The organism is Nocardia sp. NPDC058499 (assembly GCF_042719915.1).
GTDB lineage: Bacteria > Actinomycetota > Actinomycetes > Mycobacteriales > Mycobacteriaceae > Nocardia.
On sequence record NZ_JBHXMZ010000017.1, the window covers coordinates 67,960 to 85,545 of the forward strand.

At 66.6% G+C, this 17,586-nt stretch carries 15 protein-coding genes; 11 read left to right on the top strand and 4 right to left on the bottom strand.

What is annotated here, in order from left to right:
* Positions 1-273: 273 nt before the first annotated feature.
* A complete protein-coding gene (locus tag ACFWPH_RS32340; RefSeq protein ID WP_378756057.1) occupies positions 274-1,104 on the top strand; it encodes a serine hydrolase domain-containing protein in 831 nt (276 codons plus the stop codon).
* 95 nt (positions 1,105-1,199) lie between these two features.
* A complete protein-coding gene (locus ACFWPH_RS32345) occupies positions 1,200-1,733 on the top strand; it encodes a DUF3145 domain-containing protein (protein ID WP_062976631.1) in 534 nt (177 codons plus the stop codon).
* 9 nt (positions 1,734-1,742) lie between these two features.
* Here the strand turns inward: ACFWPH_RS32345 and ACFWPH_RS32350 are convergent, their stop codons facing one another.
* The gene (locus ACFWPH_RS32350; RefSeq protein WP_378756058.1) at positions 1,743-2,210 is read right to left on the bottom strand and encodes a hypothetical protein; all 468 of its coding nucleotides are present in this window, start codon (positions 2,208-2,210) and stop codon (positions 1,743-1,745) included.
* Between the two features lie 98 nt (positions 2,211-2,308).
* Between ACFWPH_RS32350 and ACFWPH_RS32355 the strand changes: the two genes are divergently transcribed.
* The 3 genes from ACFWPH_RS32355 (at position 2,309) to ACFWPH_RS32365 (ending at position 7,437) form a co-directional block, all read left to right on the top strand.
* Positions 2,309-2,926, top strand: coding sequence for a TetR/AcrR family transcriptional regulator (locus tag ACFWPH_RS32355; protein WP_378756059.1), 618 nt, complete (start codon positions 2,309-2,311; stop codon positions 2,924-2,926).
* Positions 2,927-3,124: 198 nt separating this feature from the next.
* Positions 3,125-4,375 (top strand): MFS transporter, encoded by a 1,251-nt coding sequence (locus ACFWPH_RS32360; protein ID WP_378756060.1) that lies wholly within the window; start codon positions 3,125-3,127, stop codon positions 4,373-4,375.
* Between the two features lie 287 nt (positions 4,376-4,662).
* Positions 4,663-7,437: a P-loop NTPase fold protein gene (locus ACFWPH_RS32365; protein ID WP_378756061.1), complete on the top strand. Its 2,775-nt coding sequence runs from the start codon at positions 4,663-4,665 to the stop codon at positions 7,435-7,437.
* 27 nt (positions 7,438-7,464) lie between these two features.
* Here the strand turns inward: ACFWPH_RS32365 and ACFWPH_RS32370 are convergent, their stop codons facing one another.
* Positions 7,465-8,478 carry an AraC family transcriptional regulator gene (locus tag ACFWPH_RS32370; RefSeq protein WP_378756062.1) on the bottom strand — a complete coding sequence of 338 codons (1,014 nt, stop codon included), beginning with the start codon at positions 8,476-8,478 and terminating at the stop codon, positions 7,465-7,467.
* A gap of 73 nt (positions 8,479-8,551) precedes the next feature.
* Here ACFWPH_RS32370 and ACFWPH_RS32375 point away from each other — a divergent pair, with 73 nt between their 5' ends.
* Both ACFWPH_RS32375 and ACFWPH_RS32380 read left to right on the top strand, forming a co-directional pair.
* Positions 8,552-9,538, top strand: a complete 987-nt coding sequence (locus tag ACFWPH_RS32375; protein ID WP_378756063.1) for an SDR family NAD(P)-dependent oxidoreductase — start codon at positions 8,552-8,554, stop codon at positions 9,536-9,538.
* A gap of 355 nt (positions 9,539-9,893) precedes the next feature.
* Positions 9,894-10,997 (top strand): GGDEF domain-containing protein, encoded by a 1,104-nt coding sequence (locus ACFWPH_RS32380; RefSeq protein WP_378756064.1) that lies wholly within the window; start codon positions 9,894-9,896, stop codon positions 10,995-10,997.
* A gap of 39 nt (positions 10,998-11,036) precedes the next feature.
* Here ACFWPH_RS32380 and ACFWPH_RS32385 read toward each other — a convergent pair whose 3' ends face one another.
* Positions 11,037-12,203, bottom strand: coding sequence for an AAA family ATPase (locus ACFWPH_RS32385; RefSeq protein WP_378756065.1), 1,167 nt, complete (start codon positions 12,201-12,203; stop codon positions 11,037-11,039).
* Positions 12,204-12,303: 100 nt separating this feature from the next.
* Between ACFWPH_RS32385 and ACFWPH_RS32390 the strand changes: the two genes are divergently transcribed.
* Genes ACFWPH_RS32390 through ACFWPH_RS32400 form a run of 3 tightly spaced genes read left to right on the top strand, consistent with a single transcriptional unit; the run spans position 12,304 to position 15,112 of the window.
* Positions 12,304-13,722 (top strand): MFS transporter, encoded by a 1,419-nt coding sequence (locus ACFWPH_RS32390; RefSeq protein ID WP_378756066.1) that lies wholly within the window; start codon positions 12,304-12,306, stop codon positions 13,720-13,722.
* Between the two features lie 23 nt (positions 13,723-13,745).
* The gene (locus tag ACFWPH_RS32395; RefSeq protein ID WP_378756067.1) at positions 13,746-14,618 is read left to right on the top strand and encodes an NAD(P)H-binding protein; all 873 of its coding nucleotides are present in this window, start codon (positions 13,746-13,748) and stop codon (positions 14,616-14,618) included.
* Positions 14,615-15,112 carry a Dabb family protein gene (locus ACFWPH_RS32400; RefSeq protein ID WP_378756068.1) on the top strand — a complete coding sequence of 166 codons (498 nt, stop codon included), beginning with the start codon at positions 14,615-14,617 and terminating at the stop codon, positions 15,110-15,112. The genes ACFWPH_RS32395 and ACFWPH_RS32400 overlap by 4 nt, the downstream gene beginning before the upstream one ends.
* Positions 15,113-15,171: 59 nt before the next feature.
* On the opposite strand, the gene ACFWPH_RS32405 is transcribed toward ACFWPH_RS32400, so the two are convergent.
* A complete protein-coding gene (locus tag ACFWPH_RS32405) occupies positions 15,172-16,641 on the bottom strand; it encodes a glyceraldehyde-3-phosphate dehydrogenase (RefSeq protein ID WP_378756069.1) in 1,470 nt (489 codons plus the stop codon).
* 474 nt (positions 16,642-17,115) lie between these two features.
* On the opposite strand from ACFWPH_RS32405, the gene ACFWPH_RS32410 reads away from it, so the two are divergent.
* Positions 17,116-17,496 (top strand): hypothetical protein, encoded by a 381-nt coding sequence (locus tag ACFWPH_RS32410; RefSeq protein WP_378756070.1) that lies wholly within the window; start codon positions 17,116-17,118, stop codon positions 17,494-17,496.
* The last annotated feature ends 90 nt before the right edge of the window (positions 17,497-17,586 follow it).

The following is a 17,586-nucleotide window of genomic DNA, read 5'->3' on the forward strand; positions in this document are numbered from 1 at the left end:
AGGAAAAAAAAAAAAGTTCGAGACACAACAAGTCAAACCGACACCAACCACGGACCCACCCGGCGGGCCCCTCGCGGCTCCCGTTTTTTCTGGGGCTCCTGGCCCGTCCGAGGCCCTCCCCGCCAGCCCTGGTTTCGGGCCGGGTGGAACTGTGCGTGCCGTGGGCCTCCCCGATATCTGAATCGGCCGCGTGGTGCGCCGACCGAGGTGTTCGTTCCCATGAGGGCTCGGGTGAGTTCCACGTCAGCGGCACGGTCTCGTAACCTCGGGGGTGTGCGCGCACTCGAGCAGATCAAGCAATGGCCGGTCCGGCATGCGGCGGCCGGTGTGGTCACCCGGGACGGGCAGTGGTCGGCCGGTGACGCCGACCGGGTCTTCCGGCTCGCCTCGGTGACCAAACCGCTGGTGGCGTATGCGGCGCTGATCGCCGTGGAGGAAGGCGCCATCGAACTCGACCAGCCCGCCGGCCCGCCCGGTTCGACCGTCCGCCATCTGCTGGCGCATACCTCCGGGGTCGCGTTCGACACCACCGATATCCTCGCCCGGCCCGGCGCCAAGCGGATCTATTCCAGCGCCGGTTTCGAACTGCTGGCCGATTTCGTCGCCGAGCACACCGGTATCCCGTTCCCGCAGTATCTGCGCGAAGCCGTTTTCGAGCCGCTGGGGATGCAGGCCTCCGAATTGACGGGTTCGGCCGGGCACGGCGCACACTCCACGCTGGCCGATCTGCTGCGTTTCGCCGCCGAACTCCTCGAGCCGCGGCTGATTTCGCCGCAGACGCATACCGACGCGACCACCGTCCAGTTTCCCGGCAGCAACGGGGTGCTGCCCGGGTTCGGTTCGCAGCGACCCAACGACTGGGGCCTGGGTTTCGAAATCCGCGACGGTAAATCACCGCATTGGACCGGTACCGCGAACTCGCCACGGACATACGGTCATTTCGGGCAGTCGGGTACGTTCCTCTGGGTCGATCCGCAGCTCGACCTCGCCTGTGTGGCGTTGAGCGACGAGAATTTCGGGGATTGGTCGCGCGAAGTATGGCCTCCGTTCAGTGATTCGGTGATCGATGAGGCCACACTCGCCCGCAACACAGCTGCGCAGTAACACGTGTAACACCGGGCACTCGAGTACACTCGGGCAACGCCTTTTCGACGGACCGTTGGGGAAGACGAGCATCGTCGAAACCGGAGGTGTACGTGGTGCGCGCATCGACCCGATACGCGGAGGCAACGGCGGGTGTGGTCTATATCCACTCGTCGCCCACCGCGCTGTGCCCGCATATCGAATGGGCGCTCGCGGCCGCACTCGGTAGCCCCGCGGGTCTGCGCTGGACCGCGCAGCCGGCGGCGCCGGGGCAACTCCGCGCCACCACCGAATGGATCGGACCGGCCGGTACCGCCGCCCGGATCGCGCAATCCCTGCGTTCGTGGCCGGTGCTGCGATTCGAGGTCACCGAGGATCCCAGTGAGGGAGTCGACGGCGAACGCTACAGCTTCGTCCCGAACCTGGGCCTGTGGCACGGCGCGACCAGCGCCAACGGGGATGTGATGGTGAGCGAGATGCGGTTGCGGGTCATGCTGCAGGCCGCCCGCGAACTCGGCCGGCATTCGGCCTACGATCTCTCCGCCGAGATCGACCGCGCGCTCGGTACCGCCTGGGACGAGGACCTCGAGGTCTACCGCACCGGTAGTGAAGGGGCCGAGATCACCTGGTTGCGCCGCGACGTCGGCTGATCGGCGCGCTCATAAACGTTCGCCGCGCACCCAGCCACTGGCCGCGAGCACGCGCGTCAGTTCGCGCCAGCGGCGCTGCCGGTGGCGGAACATCAGCTCGGCGAAGAACCGGACGCCGATACCGCGCCAGCCGTCCTCGACCTCGATTTCATCGGTGTAGCGGCAGCTGGTGGCATCGCCCGGGGTGAAGGTGAGGCGATGATTCCAGACGCGGACCGGGCCGCCGCTTTCGTTGGTGTAGATCTCGGTGGGGCCGAGATGTATCAGCGTCAGCCGATGGGTCCAGCTCGGTAGCACGCCGAACCACCACAGTCGTGCCGAACCCGAGACGCCCGGCGCGATCGGGTCCGGGAAATCGAGGTCCGGGGTACGGAGCAGGGGCGCGACAACGTATTCGAACAGTTCCGGACGTTGCGCCAGCAGGCAGGCGTCGCGTGCGGGGATGGGCAGTTCGGTCGAGAGCCGGACCATGCTCATCTGCTCATCATCGCTGAAGCCGGCGGCCCGGGCAATGCCCGGCGGTCGCCGATCCGCAGTTATGGACAGTTCGTTACAAAATGGGTTAGGGTGCGGATATGGCAAGACCACGGAGCTTCGACCGCGAACGGGTCATCGAGGCCGCCACTCGTCAGTTCCGGCAATCCGGGTTGCACGCCACGAGTGCGGAAGACTTGTGTCGCGCAACGGGTCTCGGCCGAAGTAGCCTCTACAACGCGTTCGGTAGCAAAGATGAACTGTTCGCGCAGTGTCTCGACGCCTATCTGGACCTGACGCTGGCGCGTGCCGAGGAAGTCGTCGGCGACACCGGGCAGGGGGCGGTCGACCGGATCGAGGCGCTGCTTCGCGGGGTTGCGGCGGAAGAAACCGAACGTGCCGGTTCGGGTGCGCCGCGGGGCTGCCTGGCGGTGAATACTGTGACCGAACTCGCCGACGATACGGCTTACGAGGCCTGTGTCGACAGAGTCGGCCGCGACACCACGGCCCGTCTGGAGTTGCTCGCTGCCGTGTTGCGGGCGGGTCAGGCGGCGGGGGAGGTGACGACGAGTATTTCCGCCGCGGGGCTTGCCGCCTTCGTGCACTCGGCGGTCGGGGGGTTGCGGGTGGCTTCGCAGGGCAGGGTCGCGGCGGCGTGGTCGGACGACATCATCGCGGCAACGCTGCGGAGCCTGCGGCCGCAGCAGTTGGACGGCTGAGCCGATATGGGTGGACAGGTCCGGTGGCATCTGCTTATTTTGGACAAACTGTTACAGAATGTTCGCTCGCGAAGCGGCGGTGGTTGTGACGTGCCGACCGCGGCGGTGATGGTCATAGTGCGGGCTGCGGCGAGATTTTCATGCCCTCAACTGTTCCAATTTTAGAACGTTCATTTCAAAATTCTCAGGAGAGTTCTGTTGACACCGACCCCGTCCGGTAGCCGCGCATCTGCGATACCTGCCGCTGTATACGTCCTCGCCGCAGGCGTATTCGCCATGGTCACCAGCGAATTCGCCGTCGCCGGCCTCATGCCGCAGCTGGCCGAGAGCCTGGACACCGATATCGCACAGATCGGTTATCTGGTCACGATTTTCGCCCTGGCCATGGCCTTCGGCGGACCACTGCTCATCCTGGCTCTCCTGCGGATCCCCCCGAAAACCGCGATCATGGTGGTCTTCGCGATCTTCTTCGCCGGTAACCTGCTCGCCGCGCTGGCTTCCTCGTACTCCGTGATGGTGGTCGCCCGGATCGTGACCGGTATTGCCGCGCAAGCATTCTTCGGCCTGGCGGTCTCGGTGTGCATGCGTATCGTCGACGCGAGCGTCCGCGGCCGCGCGGTGAGTGTCGCCATGAGCGGCCTGATGCTGGGCACGCTCCTGGGCCTACCGCTGGCCACCTCCATCGGCGGCCGGTTCGGCTGGCAGTCCGCCTTCTGGACAGTCGCCGTCCTCACCGCGGTGGCGGCCACGCTCACTCTGGCCCTGGTCCGCAATCCGCGCGATTCAGAGGAAGCCGACGCCGAAACCGCAACGTTCAGCGAGCAACTACGGGCCTTCCGCAGCCCCCGACTCCTCCTGGCACTGGTCTCCAGCACCCTGATCATCGGCGCGACCTTCTCTGTCTTCAGTTTCCTAGCCCCCATCCTCACCCGGGTCAGCGGCTTCACCGAAGGTTCGGTCCCACTGCTCCTGCTCGCCTACGGCGCCGCGACCTTGGTGGGCAATTTCGTCGTAGGCCGCCTCGCCGACCGTCACACCGTGCCCACGCTTCTGGTGGGCACACTCCTGAACATCGTCTTCCTCCTCGGTTTCGCAGTCGGCACCGGCTCCCAGCCGCTCGCCATCCTGTTCATGCTCGGTATCGGCCTCGTCGGCGTGACGATGAACCCCGCAATGGCCGTCCGCGTCCAACGCGCCGGCGGCACCGGCGTCCTCGTGAACACCATCCACACCTCGTTCATCACCTTCGGCGTGGTCCTCGGTTCCGCACTCGGCTCCCGCCTCCTCGCCGAATACGGCCTCCGCGCCCCGATCGTCCTCGGTGTCGTCCTCGCGGTCCTCGCGGTTGCCGCGATCCTCCCGGCCCTACGCGACCCGCGACCGCGCGCCGCGATCGCGGCCGAGTCGGAGAGTGCCACTCGGGAGGAACAGCCCATGTATGCCGGCTGAGGTCCGGCGCTGCCGTATCACCGACCTGGTGCCCCGGCCGGGTTTCCAGCAGATGGCACCAGGTCGCTTGATCTCGGAAGTCGGTCGGTGGCCCGCCGATACGCCGCTCCGCGCTATCGAGAACGGCTGTGCTGGACGGCCTCTCGTGCATGAGCTGCGTATCGGTGCGATACTTGGCCTCCTCGGCCCGCAGCGGACCTGGCCGGCATCGCCGGTGCTCTGGATCCCGATGAGTGGAGTACCGCAGAACGGGCGTGCGGGCAGTGAACGAATGGGGGCAGGTCGGTATGACCACATCCGAGGCGGCGACGGTCACCGAACTCGGCACTGTCGGCACAACCCGATTCGTGGTGGCGGAAACCAGTACCCCCTGGGAGTTGGATATCGACACCATCGCGGTGTCGGTGGGCTCCGGAGTCGGAATGCCGGGAAACACCCTGCGTGAGGCGTTCCCGGAGGCGGCATGGAATCTGATCGAGTTCGAACTGATCGATGCCCGCCACCCCCGGTTCTTCGAACTGATGCCGGACCGGCGTGCCCTGCTGGTGAATCCCCGGGAATACGGCGGTGACGGCGTCGGCCCCTCCGGCAACGTCCTGCGGCTCGCCACGCGGGAAGCGATTCGGGTCGCGGCCGAGGGAGGCTCACGGGCATTGGGACTACCGCTCCTCACGGCCGGTATGCTCAACAATCCGGTCGCCGAGGCGGCCGAGGACCTCGTCTCCGCTGCGATCGAATATGCGGCGGGAACAACAGAGCCCCAATTGGACCGGCTTGTTTTCTTCTGCAAGGACCCACAGGACGCGCAGCTCATCGCCGCGGAGTTCGCCCGGTCCCTACCCCATATGCCTGCACGACCGGTCGGTGGACTGACCAGCGACCTGGTCGATCCGAACGCCGGCATCCCCCTGAGCCGTGACCAACTCGGTGTTGCCCCGTACGTCTCCATGCTGGCCACCGTCATCGCGGACCGCGAGACACCATTGCCGCTGTCGGTGGGAATATTCGGCGCATGGGGTTCGGGTAAGAGCTACTTCATGGCCATGCTGCGCGAGCGGATCGAACGCCTCGTCGGCACGGGCGACCGGTACTGCACCGAAATCGTGCAGATCGGTTTCAACGCATGGCATTACACCGACAGCAATCTGTGGGCCAGCCTGGGGGACGAGATCTTCCGCCAGCTCGCCGGCTCCGAACCGGGCTCGCGCGAGCGCGCCGAACATATCCGCCGGGAGTTGGCCCAGCGCGTGGAACAGCGCAGACAACTCGAATTCGCCACCCGGGAAGCCGGGGAAACCGCGGCCGCGCTCCGGGCCGAAATCGAGCGCGCGACCGCTGCGCGCGAAACGACGGCGGGTGATCTCCTCTCCGCGCTCCGGAACTCCGGCGAGTTCCGGGAGCGGATCGACAACCTGTGGCGGCACTTGGGTATCGCGGACCAGGCAGCTCAGGCGAGGCTGCTGGCCGAGGAAATGCACGGCACCCTGACCGAAGCCGAAGCACTGCGGCGGGTCCCGTCCGACCGCCGGGGCCGGATCGCGCTGGCGGCGGCGGTGGTGGTGTTGCTGACCGGCGTACTCGGTGCACTACTGGCGCCGGCGCTGCGCGAATGGCTGATCGGTCTGACCGGTGTGTTCGGCCTGCTCGCAGGGACCGGGGTCACCTGGCTCGCCCGGGCGCGCAGCGGCGTGCAGAAACTCCGCGAGGTCGCTCAGGATCTACACGCCGGTATGCGCGATGCGGCCGATGCGGCGGTGACCGAACAGATGTCGGATTCATTGGACCGGTTGCGGGCGGCCGAGGCCGAACAGAACATCGCACAAGCCCAGCTGGACGAGGTCGTCACCCAGGTAGGCGAGCTCGGCCGGCAACTTGCGGCGCTCGCGCCGGGCCGCCGCCTGCACAATTTCATTGCCGAACGCGCTCGCAGCGACGCCTATTCGGGGAATTTGGGGCTCATCTCCACGGTGCGCAAGGATTTCGAGCAACTCGCGGAATTGATGGTGGAATGGCAGACCGGCGACCAGGAATGGGGTCGGTCCCGCCGGCCCGTGGACCGTATCGTCCTGTACATCGACGATCTGGACCGATGCCAACCTGCCCAGGTGGTCGAGGTGCTGCAGGCGGTGCATCTACTACTGGCCTTCGAACTGTTCGTGGTCGTCGTCGGCGTCGATCCGCGGTGGCTGTTGCATTCGCTGCGCAGCAGTTACGCCGACTTGCTTGTCGCCGGCGACGACAATGATCCGCAGGAACTGCACCGCACGCCGGAGGACTATCTGGAGAAGATTCTGAACATTCCGCTTGTCTTGCCGGGCATGACGTCGGACAGTCTGGAACGCCTGCTTCGCTCGCTTGCCGGAACCGGCGCGTCCCGGGACGCGCTCGCCGATCCGTCGCCGGGGGCCTCGGCCACACCGGCCGGTCCAGCAGCCGATACGGCTGATACTGCGGTTGTAGAGGTAGAACGCGGGTCCGAGGTCGACCGGCAACAACAGGTGGGAGCGGGGCCCGCACCACCTCATCCCTTGACCGAGCCCGAGTTGACCCTTCTCGGCGCGCTGGACGCGCTGATCGACACCCCACGAGAAGCCAAACGCCTGGTCAACCTGTATCGGATGATTCGTGCCATCAGAGACGCGTCCGAGGGGTCGCCATTTCTCGGCCGATACGGCCGGCCGGGTGATTACCAGGCGATCATCGTGCTGCTGGGATTGCTCACCGCCGGGACTCAACTGCTCGGTGTCGTTCTGGACGGGCCGTCCGATACGGGCCGGGAACTCGCCGGTGGGCTCACTCAGCGCCCGTCCGGCGCGCCGCTGGACGGTTTCATCGCGGACCTCGAGCCCTATCCCGTTGCCGACGGCTGGTTCAATCCGATCGCCGGTGCGATCCCGCAGAACCGCACGGGCGAGTGGCGCCGGCTGCACCACGGTCTCACCCGGGTCGCCCACCTCACCGCGCTGACCGACCTCGCCGAACTGCAGCGATGGCTTCCACTGGTCCGGCGGTTCTCCTATGTGCTTCCGTCACCCGGCGAGTGGTCCAACGAAACACCGTAGCGCTCGGGAAACGTTTCCCGGCGCGGATCACGGTCCATCGGCGCGAACCTGCGGCGACTCAGGACCCCGTATGCCATCTCTGTCCAGCGTTTCGAAGGCTCGAGATCGGATCGGTGCCTGGCCGCCGAGTTCGGCAGCCTCCTCCTGAGCGCGTTTTCGGTACCGCAGTGGTGATTCTCCGACTTCGCGTTTGAATGCGGTGCTGAATGCGCTGTCCGAGGTGTAGCCGAGTGCGGAGGCGAGTGCGCCGACCTGGGTGTCACCTGTGCGCAGAGCCTGCTGTGCCAGCAGCATTCGCCAGCGGTTCAGATAGGTGAGCGGCGGTATGCCCGCCACGGCTCGGAAACGGGTGGCGAATGCTGTGCGGGACATGGCAGCCGCCTGCGCCAGGGTCGCCAGCCGCCATGCTCGGCCCGGCTCGGCGTGCATCAGGGCCACCGCGTTGTGGAGACGTTCGTCGGTCAGCACCCGCAGCCGTCCGGGAGGAAGCTCGGCCTGATCGAGGTAGACGCGCAGCATGTCGAGTACCACCAGTTGGGCGTGCTGGCGCACGGCGAAGCCGGCGCCCATGCGATGAGCGGACATTTCGGCCAGGAGCCGGTCCAGCCCGTCGCGGAGACGGACGGTGGTGCTCGCGGCGCGGACATGCGCCACCGGCGGAAGCGTTTGCAGGAGTAGGGATCGGCCGATCGCGTTCAGGGTTATGTGGCCGCCGAACACCACATCCGTGGCGTCGTCGTGGACGTTGTAGCCCGGGCTCGACACGTCGATCTCGCGAGGAGGTACGTCGTCGTCTCCACCGCGGACTTCCATCCATGACCGATTGTTCAGAATCGCGACCTCGCCCGACTCGACAAGAAGCGGTCGGTTGCCGTCGTCGGTGGTGAGCCGAACGCTGCCGCGGGCCACCGCGACGAACTTCAGCGGGTGATCCACCAGCGGCCCGCGGGCAACCCAGGCGCCGTCGGCGGCGATACCGGTGGACATCACCCCCTGGATCTCGACGAGATCCAGAATCTCGGACAGCGGGTCGCTCCTCACTCCTGAACGATCGCGAAAGAATACGGGACTGTCAACTATTCAAAGTTCACCATGTTGTCCATAGCGTGAAGACATGTACGCGAAACAGCAGCCACTCGGGTCCGGGTTCACCGCGGCGTCCACAGCCGACGAGGTCCTCGCGGGAATCGATCTGAACGGCATCAACGCCATCGTCACCGGCGGGCACGCCGGAATCGGCCTGGAGACGGTCCGTGCCCTGGGCAAGGCCGGCGCATCCGTAACCGCCGGTGCGCGCAACCCAGATCGTGCCGCAGCGGCGTTGGCCGGTACAGGGCGCGTCGAGGTCCACCGGTTGGATCTGGCAGACCCGGCGTCCATCGACGCCTTCACCGCGCGGTATGCCGGATCCGGCCGTCCGCTGCACATCCTGATCAACAACGCCGGTGCCCCGCTCTACGAGGAACTGGTACGCGACGCCCGTGGCTACGAGATGCAGTTCGTGACCAACTACCTCGGCCATTTCCAGCTCGCCCTGGGCCTGCTGCCCGCCCTTCGCGCGGCGCACCGGGCCCGCGTCGTCAACCTGTCCTCCGGCGGCCACCGCATCTCCGGCATCCGCTGGGAAGATCTGCATTTCGCGACCGGATACCAGAGCCTGCTCGCCTACGGGCAGTCCAAAACCGCCAACATCCTGTCCGCCGTCGAACTGGACCGCCGCTGGGCCGGGGACGGTATCCGCGGCTACGCAGTCCATCCGGGGATCGTGCCCGGGACCGATCTGAACAGTTCGGTCGGCGTCGAGCAGTTGCGGGCCACCGGCCTGATCGACGAGGCCGGACGGCCGGTTGTCGCCCCCCATCGGGGGATCAAGAACCCACAGCAGGGCGCCGCTACCACCGTGTTCGCGGCGTCCAGTCCATTGCTGGACGGGGTCGGCGGCGTCTATCTGAAAGACAACGACATCTCGACGCTGGACGAGAACCCGGCGCCCATCACCGGCGCCGATCCGGATCCGCCGGCCGAAGTCGTCCCACACGCCGTCGATCCGCAGTCCGCGACGCGTCTATGGGACCTGAGCGAAGAACTGATCAACGGATGACCTGGCCCCGGACCGGCGTCCACACCGCCCCGACTCCGATGCCCGCCATCGTCGGGCGTACCGCTCCGACCATGCAGCAAAGCTAGGGGTGGGCGGATGTGAAGTCATATCGTGGACGGCGTGTGCCATCGGATCGGCGTGTCGTCGAGAGCGCAGGTGGCGGCACGAACTGCCCGCCGTTCCTCGAACGGGAGTCATCAACTCGGAGGGCTGGTCGTGGGGTACAACACATACTCGCCCGTCGGTTATGAATGCGTTCGGTCTAGACTGCACCGCACGAGCCGGTGAGATTTCCCGGAACTCGCATTCGGTACGAGCGGTGGTGGGCAACGCGGCCGGGACCAAAGGTGAGTCGATGAACAACGTCAAGACGTTGCGGGCCTGGTGGAACGACCCGGTCGACTACCGCTGGCTGGTGCGCACTCTGAAGGCCCGGTCAGCGCTGCTGCCGCTGAAGATCCTGATCGGTGTCGCGGGCGTGCTGATAGCCATGATGGGCGCCGTGATCACGGGGACGCCGGTGGGGCCGCCCGGCAGCCCCGGGATTTATTCGACGTTCGGGGTGCTGTCCGGGATCTTGTGGGCGCTGCGCTGGTGGCTGCTGCCCTGGCCGGGTAAGAACGAGTCCCTGGCGCTGATGGCTTTCGCCGACGTGCTGTTCATCGTGGAGTTCCTCCAGGTGCCGGACCGGCTGTTCGGGGCGATGGGCACGGTTCTGCTCGTGGTCAGTGGCAGCTACCTGGGCGGTTTCCACAGTGCGCGCGTCCTCGCGGCCCATTCGGTGTGGGCTTTCCTCGCGGTGATCATGTTCTCGGTACGCATCGTCACCGGTGGCGGGGATATTCGCCTGGCCATCGCGGTCGCGCTGCTGCTGTTCGTTTCGGTCGTCAGTGCGGTCCCCGCGTTGCAGATTCTCTACTGGCTGCTGCGCACCGAATCGCTGTCGGACCCGTTGACCGAACTGCTCAACCGGCGCGGCCTGGAGATCCGGCTACCGCGGCTGGTGGAGCGGTACCCCGCGATCTGCGTGATGACCTTCGATCTCGACCGGTTCAAGAACATCAACGACACCTGGGGTCACCGCGTCGGCGATACCGTCCTGGTGCGGACCGCCGGGCGGCTGCGCGATGCCGCGGGGGAGCAGGCGGTGGTGGCGCGCACGGGCGGGGAGGAGTTCGTGGTCGCCGCGCCGATCCCCGCCGCCGCTGCCCGCGAGGAAGCCGAACGCCTGCGCCTCGCGGTCGCCGAACCACCGGCGACCGCGGTGGAAGTCACCGCGAGCGTGGGGGTCGCGGTCTTCGATGCGACGGTGTGCCCGCAATGCCCGCGACCCACCCCGGATCGTTTGCTGCACTCCGCCGACGCCGCCATGTATCAGGCCAAACAGTCCGGCGGGAATTTGGTGGTGGTCGACGAACTCACCCCGCCGCGGGACCATATGCACCCGATTCCGGGGTAGCGCATGTGGCGGAACTCTGCCGGTGCGCTACCGCTCGCGTTACCCCAGATCAGGCATGCTCCGCAGCTGCCTGCGCGAGGTGATGCCGAGTTTGCGGAAGATGCTGCGCAGGTGGGCATCCACCGTGCGCTTGCTGAGGTACAGCCGCGTGGCCACCTCCTTCGATGTCGCACCGGCCGCCACCTCGCGCGCGATATGCATCTCCTGCATGGTCAGGCGATCGTAGATGTGCTCGGAGCGGCGGCGGCGCGCCAGCGGGTGGCAGAAGCGCGCACGCGTATCGAACACCATCAGCCCCGACGCCGCGACGGCGGCACTGGCGGCAGGCACATCTATGTCCAGCCGCCGCGCGGCCGCCCACAGCAGATCCGGGGCACCGGTGGGATCGGCACTCGCGAGGATCAGCAGCAGCCGTGCCTGCCGGGGTAACTCCGCCATCCTGGCCTGGAAACTGCGCTCGATCCGGCTCCCGATCGGCGACGGCGCCGGCAATGCGAAACCACCTGCTTTCGGCAACTCGATCAGAGCCAGCGGGTTTCCGCGGGCCTCGGCGAGAAGGCGATCCCGTACCCGCCCATCGAGCGTCACGGTTTTCTCCGTTGCCAGCAGCTCCCGGGCATGAGCGTCACTCAGGCCACCGACCGGCAACCCCGGCAGCTCCGCCAATCCACCGGTGAGATCCTCGTCGCGCGCCGCGAATACCATCGCGATCGGCTCCGCCGCGATACGCCTCGCCAAGAATGTGAAGGCACTCGCCGAGGCGGTGTCCATCCAGTGCGCGTCGTCGATGACGCACAGCAGGGGACGCTCCGCCGCGGCGGCGGCCAGGAGTTCGAGCGTCGCAAGACCCACCCGGAACGGGTCCGCGGGTCCGTCGGCCAACCCGAACGCGACCTGCAAGGAGTTCCGGTAGGGCGCCGACAGCGTGTCGAGCTGCGCCAGCACCGGAACGCACAGCTGGTGCAATGCCGCGAAGGGCATCCCGTCCTCGAACTCCGATCCGGACGCGCGAATGATGTGGAACCGCTGCGGCGCCGCGTGTTCGACGTGATGCAGCAGCGCGCTCTTGCCGATACCCGGCTCGCCGCGCAGGACGAGCACACCGCCCTCGCCCTGTTCTGCGCGGCGGACCAGGGAAAGAAGGACTTCGCTTTCGCCGTCCCGGCCGACGAGCGAGCGGACGGGCGCCGCGGTGTTCCGAACCATAGGCCCGATGCTGTCACCTACGACATACCGCTTTCCCGAAGGGGCGGATAGGCATTTCTTGCCGACGCGAGCGCGGGTATGCCCACGCAATCATCGAGGCGTGACGACTACCGCACCCACCACATTGCCCGCCCGCTCACGGTTACCGCGCGGGGTCGCGATGGCCGGCCTGGCGACTGCCGTATTCCTGGTCATTCTCGATGCCGCGATGGTGAACCTCGCCGGGTCCACGATCCGCGAGGGGCTCGAGCTCACGGCCGCTGAACTCACGGTCGTCGTGGACAGCTACCTGGTGACCTTCGCCGGTCTCCTGCTGCTCGGCGGGCGCCTGGCCGATGTACTCGGAGCCCGGGCCATGTTCTCGACCGGAATGGCCGTCTACCTCGCGGCCTCGGCCTTCTGCGGGCTCGCCGCCAGTGGCGAGATGTTGATTGCCGGGCGGATCGGGCAGGGGATCGGGGCGGCGGTCGTGATGCCGGCCGCGCTCTCGCTCGTGCTCGCCCTCTACCCGTCACCCACGGAACGCACTCGGGCGATGGGTATCTGGGGCGCCGTGGCAGGAGCCGGCAGTCTCGCCGGTGTCTTTCTCGGCGGAACGCTGACACAGCTGCTGGGCTGGCAGTCGGTGTTCGTGACTCCGGTTCCCTTCGGCATCATCGGGGCGATCATCGTGTGGCGCTCGGTGCCGCCGGTTCCGGGCAGCCCGGGGCAGTTCGACGTGCTCGGTGCCGTCACCGTCACGGCGGGGATCTCCGGTCTCGCCCTGGGCATGGTCTCCGCCTCCGACGCCGGATGGACCGCGCCCGCCACGGCGATCGGCCTTGCCGCCGGGGTCATTTCCTTGCTGGCGTTCGTGATCGTCGAGCGGCGTTCCGTCCGTCCCCTGATCCCGCTCGGTGTGTTCCGCAGGGGACCGGTGGTGACGGCGAATCTGGTGATGTTGCTGATCGGCGCCACACTGACGAGCCTGTTCTTCTTCCTGCCCCAGTATCAGCAGGATGTGCTGGGGATGAGCCCGTTCGAAGCCGGGATCGCGCAGATCCCCGTCGCCGTTATGATCATCGCCGGCAGCGTGGTCGCACCGCTGCCGGCCAAGCGCGTAGGGGTGGCGGGTGCGCTGCCGGTCGCCCTCGTCGTGCTGCTCGCGGGCCTGCTGTGGCTGGCGACGGCTCCGGGGACCGACGGCTTCTCCATCCACCTGCTGGGCGCGTTTCTGCTGATCGGCACCGGTCTCGGTCTCGGCACCGTCAACGCGATCGCGATGGCGGTGCGCAACAGCGCCGACAGTGAAACAGGACTGCTCAGCGGGCTCGTCAATGCCGCGCAGCAGCTGGGTGGCGCGGTCGGCGTTGCCGCGCTCGCCGGAATCGCCATCGGCGCGGCCGGAACAGCCGGAGATATCTCGTTCACGACCGCGTTCTTCGGCCAGGCCACGCTCATCCTGATCGCGCTCGCGGTATCGCTGATCTCCTTTGCCAGGACCCGGCACACCGGCCTTACAGCCATCGGCACGCACTGACCTCCTCGAAGGGACGCACAACGATGAAAACTCCCACCATCCTCGTCACCGGCGCAACCGGAACCATCGGCTCCGCACTGGTCCCTGCCCTGCGAGCCCGCGGCGCCACCGTCCGCGCCATGACCCGCGACCCCGGCCATGTAACCCCCGGCGTCGAAACCGTCGTCGCCGACCTGCGGGACCCGGTCTCGGTCACCGCGGCGCTGGAAGGGGTCGACGCGGTCTTTCTCAACAGCCCTTCGGCCCCCGACGCCGCCGCGCTCCAGATCCGGTTCACCGACCTCGCCCACGACGCTGGTGTGAACCGGCTCGTACTGCTCTCCCAGTACGCGGCCCGCACCGACTCGCCGGTGCGATTCCTGCGCTGGCACGCCGAAGTCGAAGCACATGTGCAGCAGCTCGGGCTCGACCACACCGTGCTCCGCCCCAACCTCTACCTGCAAGCCTTGCTCGCATTCGCCGGCACCATCGCCCAAGGCTGGTTCGCCGCACCCATCGGTGACGCCGCTGTCAGCGCCATCGATATCAGGGATATCGCCGAAACCGCCGCAGCCGTACTGACAACCACCGGGCACACCGGTCACACCTACACGCTGACCGGTCCCCGCGCGGTAACTCACGCCGAGATCGCCGCCGCGATCAGCACAGCCACCGGCCACAGCATCACCTTCCGCGACGCACCTCCCGACCAATTCGCCGCCGCACTGGCGGGTTTCCCGCTCTGGCAGCGCGACGGCCTCGTCGAGGACTACGCCCACTACGCCAGAGGCGAAGCCGCCGACGTACATACGTCCGTCGCCGACCTCACCGGCCACCCCGCCCGCGATATCACCGACTTCGCCCGCGATTACGCCGCCGCGTTCACCCCGGCAGGAACCGCAGAGGACGCCCGATGATCTACCACTGCATCCGTTTCACCCTGAAACCCGGTGTCTCGGCGGAAGACGAAGCGGCCGGCCTCGCGCAGATGCGCGAACACATCAACGCCATCCCGGCGATCACGTCACGCGTCGTCGGCCCCGACATCGGCGGTGAATTCGACTACGGCGCCGTATCCGTGCTCGAGAACCTCCAGGCCTACGAGGAGTACATGAACCATCCGGCGCACCTCGAAATGGACCGGGTCGGGCTACCGCTGGTCGACAAGTTCGTGTCGTTCGATATCACCGACGACCCGGACCCGGCGGTCGGTGACAAGATCGCCGAAATCCACCGGCGCCGGTTCGACGGCATACCCGATATCGCCGAGCTGGTCTCCGACCTCGCCGAATACACCGGCAGCGCCGCACCCGGTAAACACGGAAACCAGCCGGCTCCCGGGTCTGTGGGGGGAAAGTCGACGTCTATGCACAACCCTCGGATCGCTCGAGGCGAACAGGGCTCCGGCTGAGAGAACCTGTTGTGGGCCGCGGGCCCCTGCTGATCGGCGCCAGGGCACGAGGCCGACGGCTACGGGGTTGCGGTGAGCGCGGCTTCGGCGGGCCGGCCGATCTGCGGGTAGGTCGGGTATTCGATGCCCGAGATGTACTGCACTGTCCGCACCACCTGGCACGAGTAGCCGAACTCGTTGTCGTACCAGAGGTACAGGATTGCGGTGTCGCCGTCGACGATGGTGGCGTTGGCGTCGACGATGGATGCCGCACGGGAGCCGATGAAATCGCTCGAAACCACATCGGTGGCCGCGGTGTAGTCCAGATTGCGGCTCAACGGTCCGGAGAGCGAGGCCTGGCGTAGGTACTCGAGCACTTCCGCCCGCGTGGTTTCGCGTTCGAGTTGCAGGTTCAGGATCGCGATGGACACGTCGGGGGTGGGAACGCGGATCGAGTTTCCGGTGATCTTGGCTTTGAAGTCCGGCATCGCCTTCGCGACCGCCGACGCGGCACCGGTTTCGGTGATCACGAGGTTGAACGGCGCGGAACGACCGCGGCGGTCGGCTTTGTGGAAATTGTCCAGCAGGTTCTGGTCGTTGGTGAACGAATGCACCGTTTCCACGTGACCGCGGACGATGCCGAATTCGTCGTCCATCGCCTTGAGCGGTGGAACGATCGCGTTGGTCGTACACGACGCGCACGAGACGATCCGCTCCGACGGGTTCAGGTCGCGATGGTTGACGCCGTGCACGATATTCGGCACATCGCCCTTGCCGGGCGCGGTGAGCAGTACCTTGGCGATACCGGGCCGCAGATGTTGCGCCAGGCCCGCCCGGTCCCGCCAGCGGCCGGTGTTGTCGATCAGGATCGCCTCGTCGATCCCGAACTCGGTGTAGTCGATCGTTGCCGGATCATCGCAGTAGATGAACTCGATCACGCTGCCGTTGGCGGTGATCGTGTTGTTGCCGGTGTCGACCTTGATCGTTCCGTCGAACTGGCCGTGCACCGAATCCCGCCGCAGCAGTGACGCACGCTTGGCCAGGTCGCCCTCGCCGCCCTTACGCACTACTACGGCCCGCAGGTTCAGTCCGTTCCCGGAACCGGCCTTCTCGATGAGCAGCCGGGCGACCAGTCGGCCGATCCGGCCGAAACCGTACAGGACGACGTCCCGGGGGCCCTGCGATTCGGCTTTGTTGCCGTCGGTGATGTCGACGAGCATCGCCGCGGTGAACTCGGGGATCGACAGTCCGCAGGCGTCGGTGCGGTAGGTCATGACCAGTCGGCCGAGGTCGATCTTGCACGGCCCCAGATCCAGCCCGCTGAGCGCTTGGAGGAACGGCAGGGTCTGCTCGATCGACAGCTCTTCGCCCTCGATCTGCCGCGCGAATCGGTGGGTACGCAGGATGCTGATCACGGATTTGTTCACCAGCGATCGGCTGTGCAGGAGGATGGTCACCCCCTTGTCCCGGTAAAGCCTTCCGATGATCGGAATCATTGCCTCCGCGGAAGCCTCGTGAGCGTTCCAACGGTCGAGGTGGTCAGTAGTCACTGGTTCGGCTTCCTACTCCGCGCACTTCCGGACGTGATCCTTCGTCAGGCTAACGGGGTCGAAGAGTTCACAACGCCCCGCCACCCGGTTGAGAGGTCCGCCGCCGGTGCGCGCAGCCCGGCCGGGGAGCGGTCACCCCCGCCGCATGACCACATCCATCCGATTCCGGGATAGCGCGGGCCGCTGCCGACGGGCCGTAAGAACATCGCCGGCGGGTGAGTTCGGTGAATACCGGTCGGAGTTCCGGCGACCCCGTTCGCCGGATGGTCGGGTTGGGCACTCCCCACGGCCTGGTACTCAACCTGCCCCGAAGTCCACGGCGGAACGGGACTGCTGGGCATGGTCTTCAGCTCCCCAGCAGGGTGTTGACGTCGAGTTCCAACACATGCTTGCGCACCCGCTCGGCGAATTTTGGCGCGCCGGCGGCTCGCAGCTTCTCTGGCAACGAGACGCTGCGCCCGCTGCCCTTTTAATGTGGTAGACAAGTTGGTCCGCAGTCACCGCGCGGACGAGGCGGGGCGCGGAATCGTCTACCAGCTCGAAGAAGTCGTCTGGTTTGTAGATCTCGTACGGGAGGCCGTCCAGCTCGGCAAAATCCTTATCGTTGTCGGTGAGCAGGATGTCGACCCCGGCATGGAGTGCGGCGCAGTGCACGTGGGCATCGCCCATGTCCGGGTAGGTGATCGACTCATCGATGGTGTATCCGGTTATGCGCCCTGTGCTGAAGGTGCGTTCCAGTCGGCTCCGAACGCCTCCGACCTGAGCGTCCGCGAAAGTTGGGTGCTTCTTCCTCAGGTGGTAGTGGAACTCGACCATGATGTCGTCTGTCCACTTGACCTCGAACATGTTGTTTGAGGTGCCCCAAGATTCTCGGACAGCAGCCCAAAGTAGAATTGGGTGGCTGAATGGAGTTGTTTGTGGCACAGAAGAACTCGCGTGGGTACA

What these genes read in the sequence shown, in the direction of transcription:
- ACFWPH_RS32350 (WP_378756058.1), bottom strand. Translation starts at nt 2,210, where the DNA reads ATGAGCATGGTCCGGCTCTCGACCGAACTGCCCATCCCCGCACGCGAC.
- ACFWPH_RS32355 (WP_378756059.1), top strand. Translation starts at nt 2,309, where the DNA reads ATGGCAAGACCACGGAGCTTCGACCGCGAACGGGTCATCGAGGCCGCC.
- ACFWPH_RS32365 (WP_378756061.1), top strand. Translation starts at nt 4,663, where the DNA reads ATGACCACATCCGAGGCGGCGACGGTCACCGAACTCGGCACTGTCGGC.
- ACFWPH_RS32375 (WP_378756063.1), top strand. Translation starts at nt 8,552, where the DNA reads ATGTACGCGAAACAGCAGCCACTCGGGTCCGGGTTCACCGCGGCGTCC.
- ACFWPH_RS32380 (WP_378756064.1), top strand. Translation starts at nt 9,894, where the DNA reads ATGAACAACGTCAAGACGTTGCGGGCCTGGTGGAACGACCCGGTCGAC.
- ACFWPH_RS32385 (WP_378756065.1), bottom strand. Translation starts at nt 12,203, where the DNA reads ATGGTTCGGAACACCGCGGCGCCCGTCCGCTCGCTCGTCGGCCGGGAC.
- ACFWPH_RS32395 (WP_378756067.1), top strand. Translation starts at nt 13,746, where the DNA reads ATGAAAACTCCCACCATCCTCGTCACCGGCGCAACCGGAACCATCGGC.
- ACFWPH_RS32400 (WP_378756068.1), top strand. Translation starts at nt 14,615, where the DNA reads ATGATCTACCACTGCATCCGTTTCACCCTGAAACCCGGTGTCTCGGCG.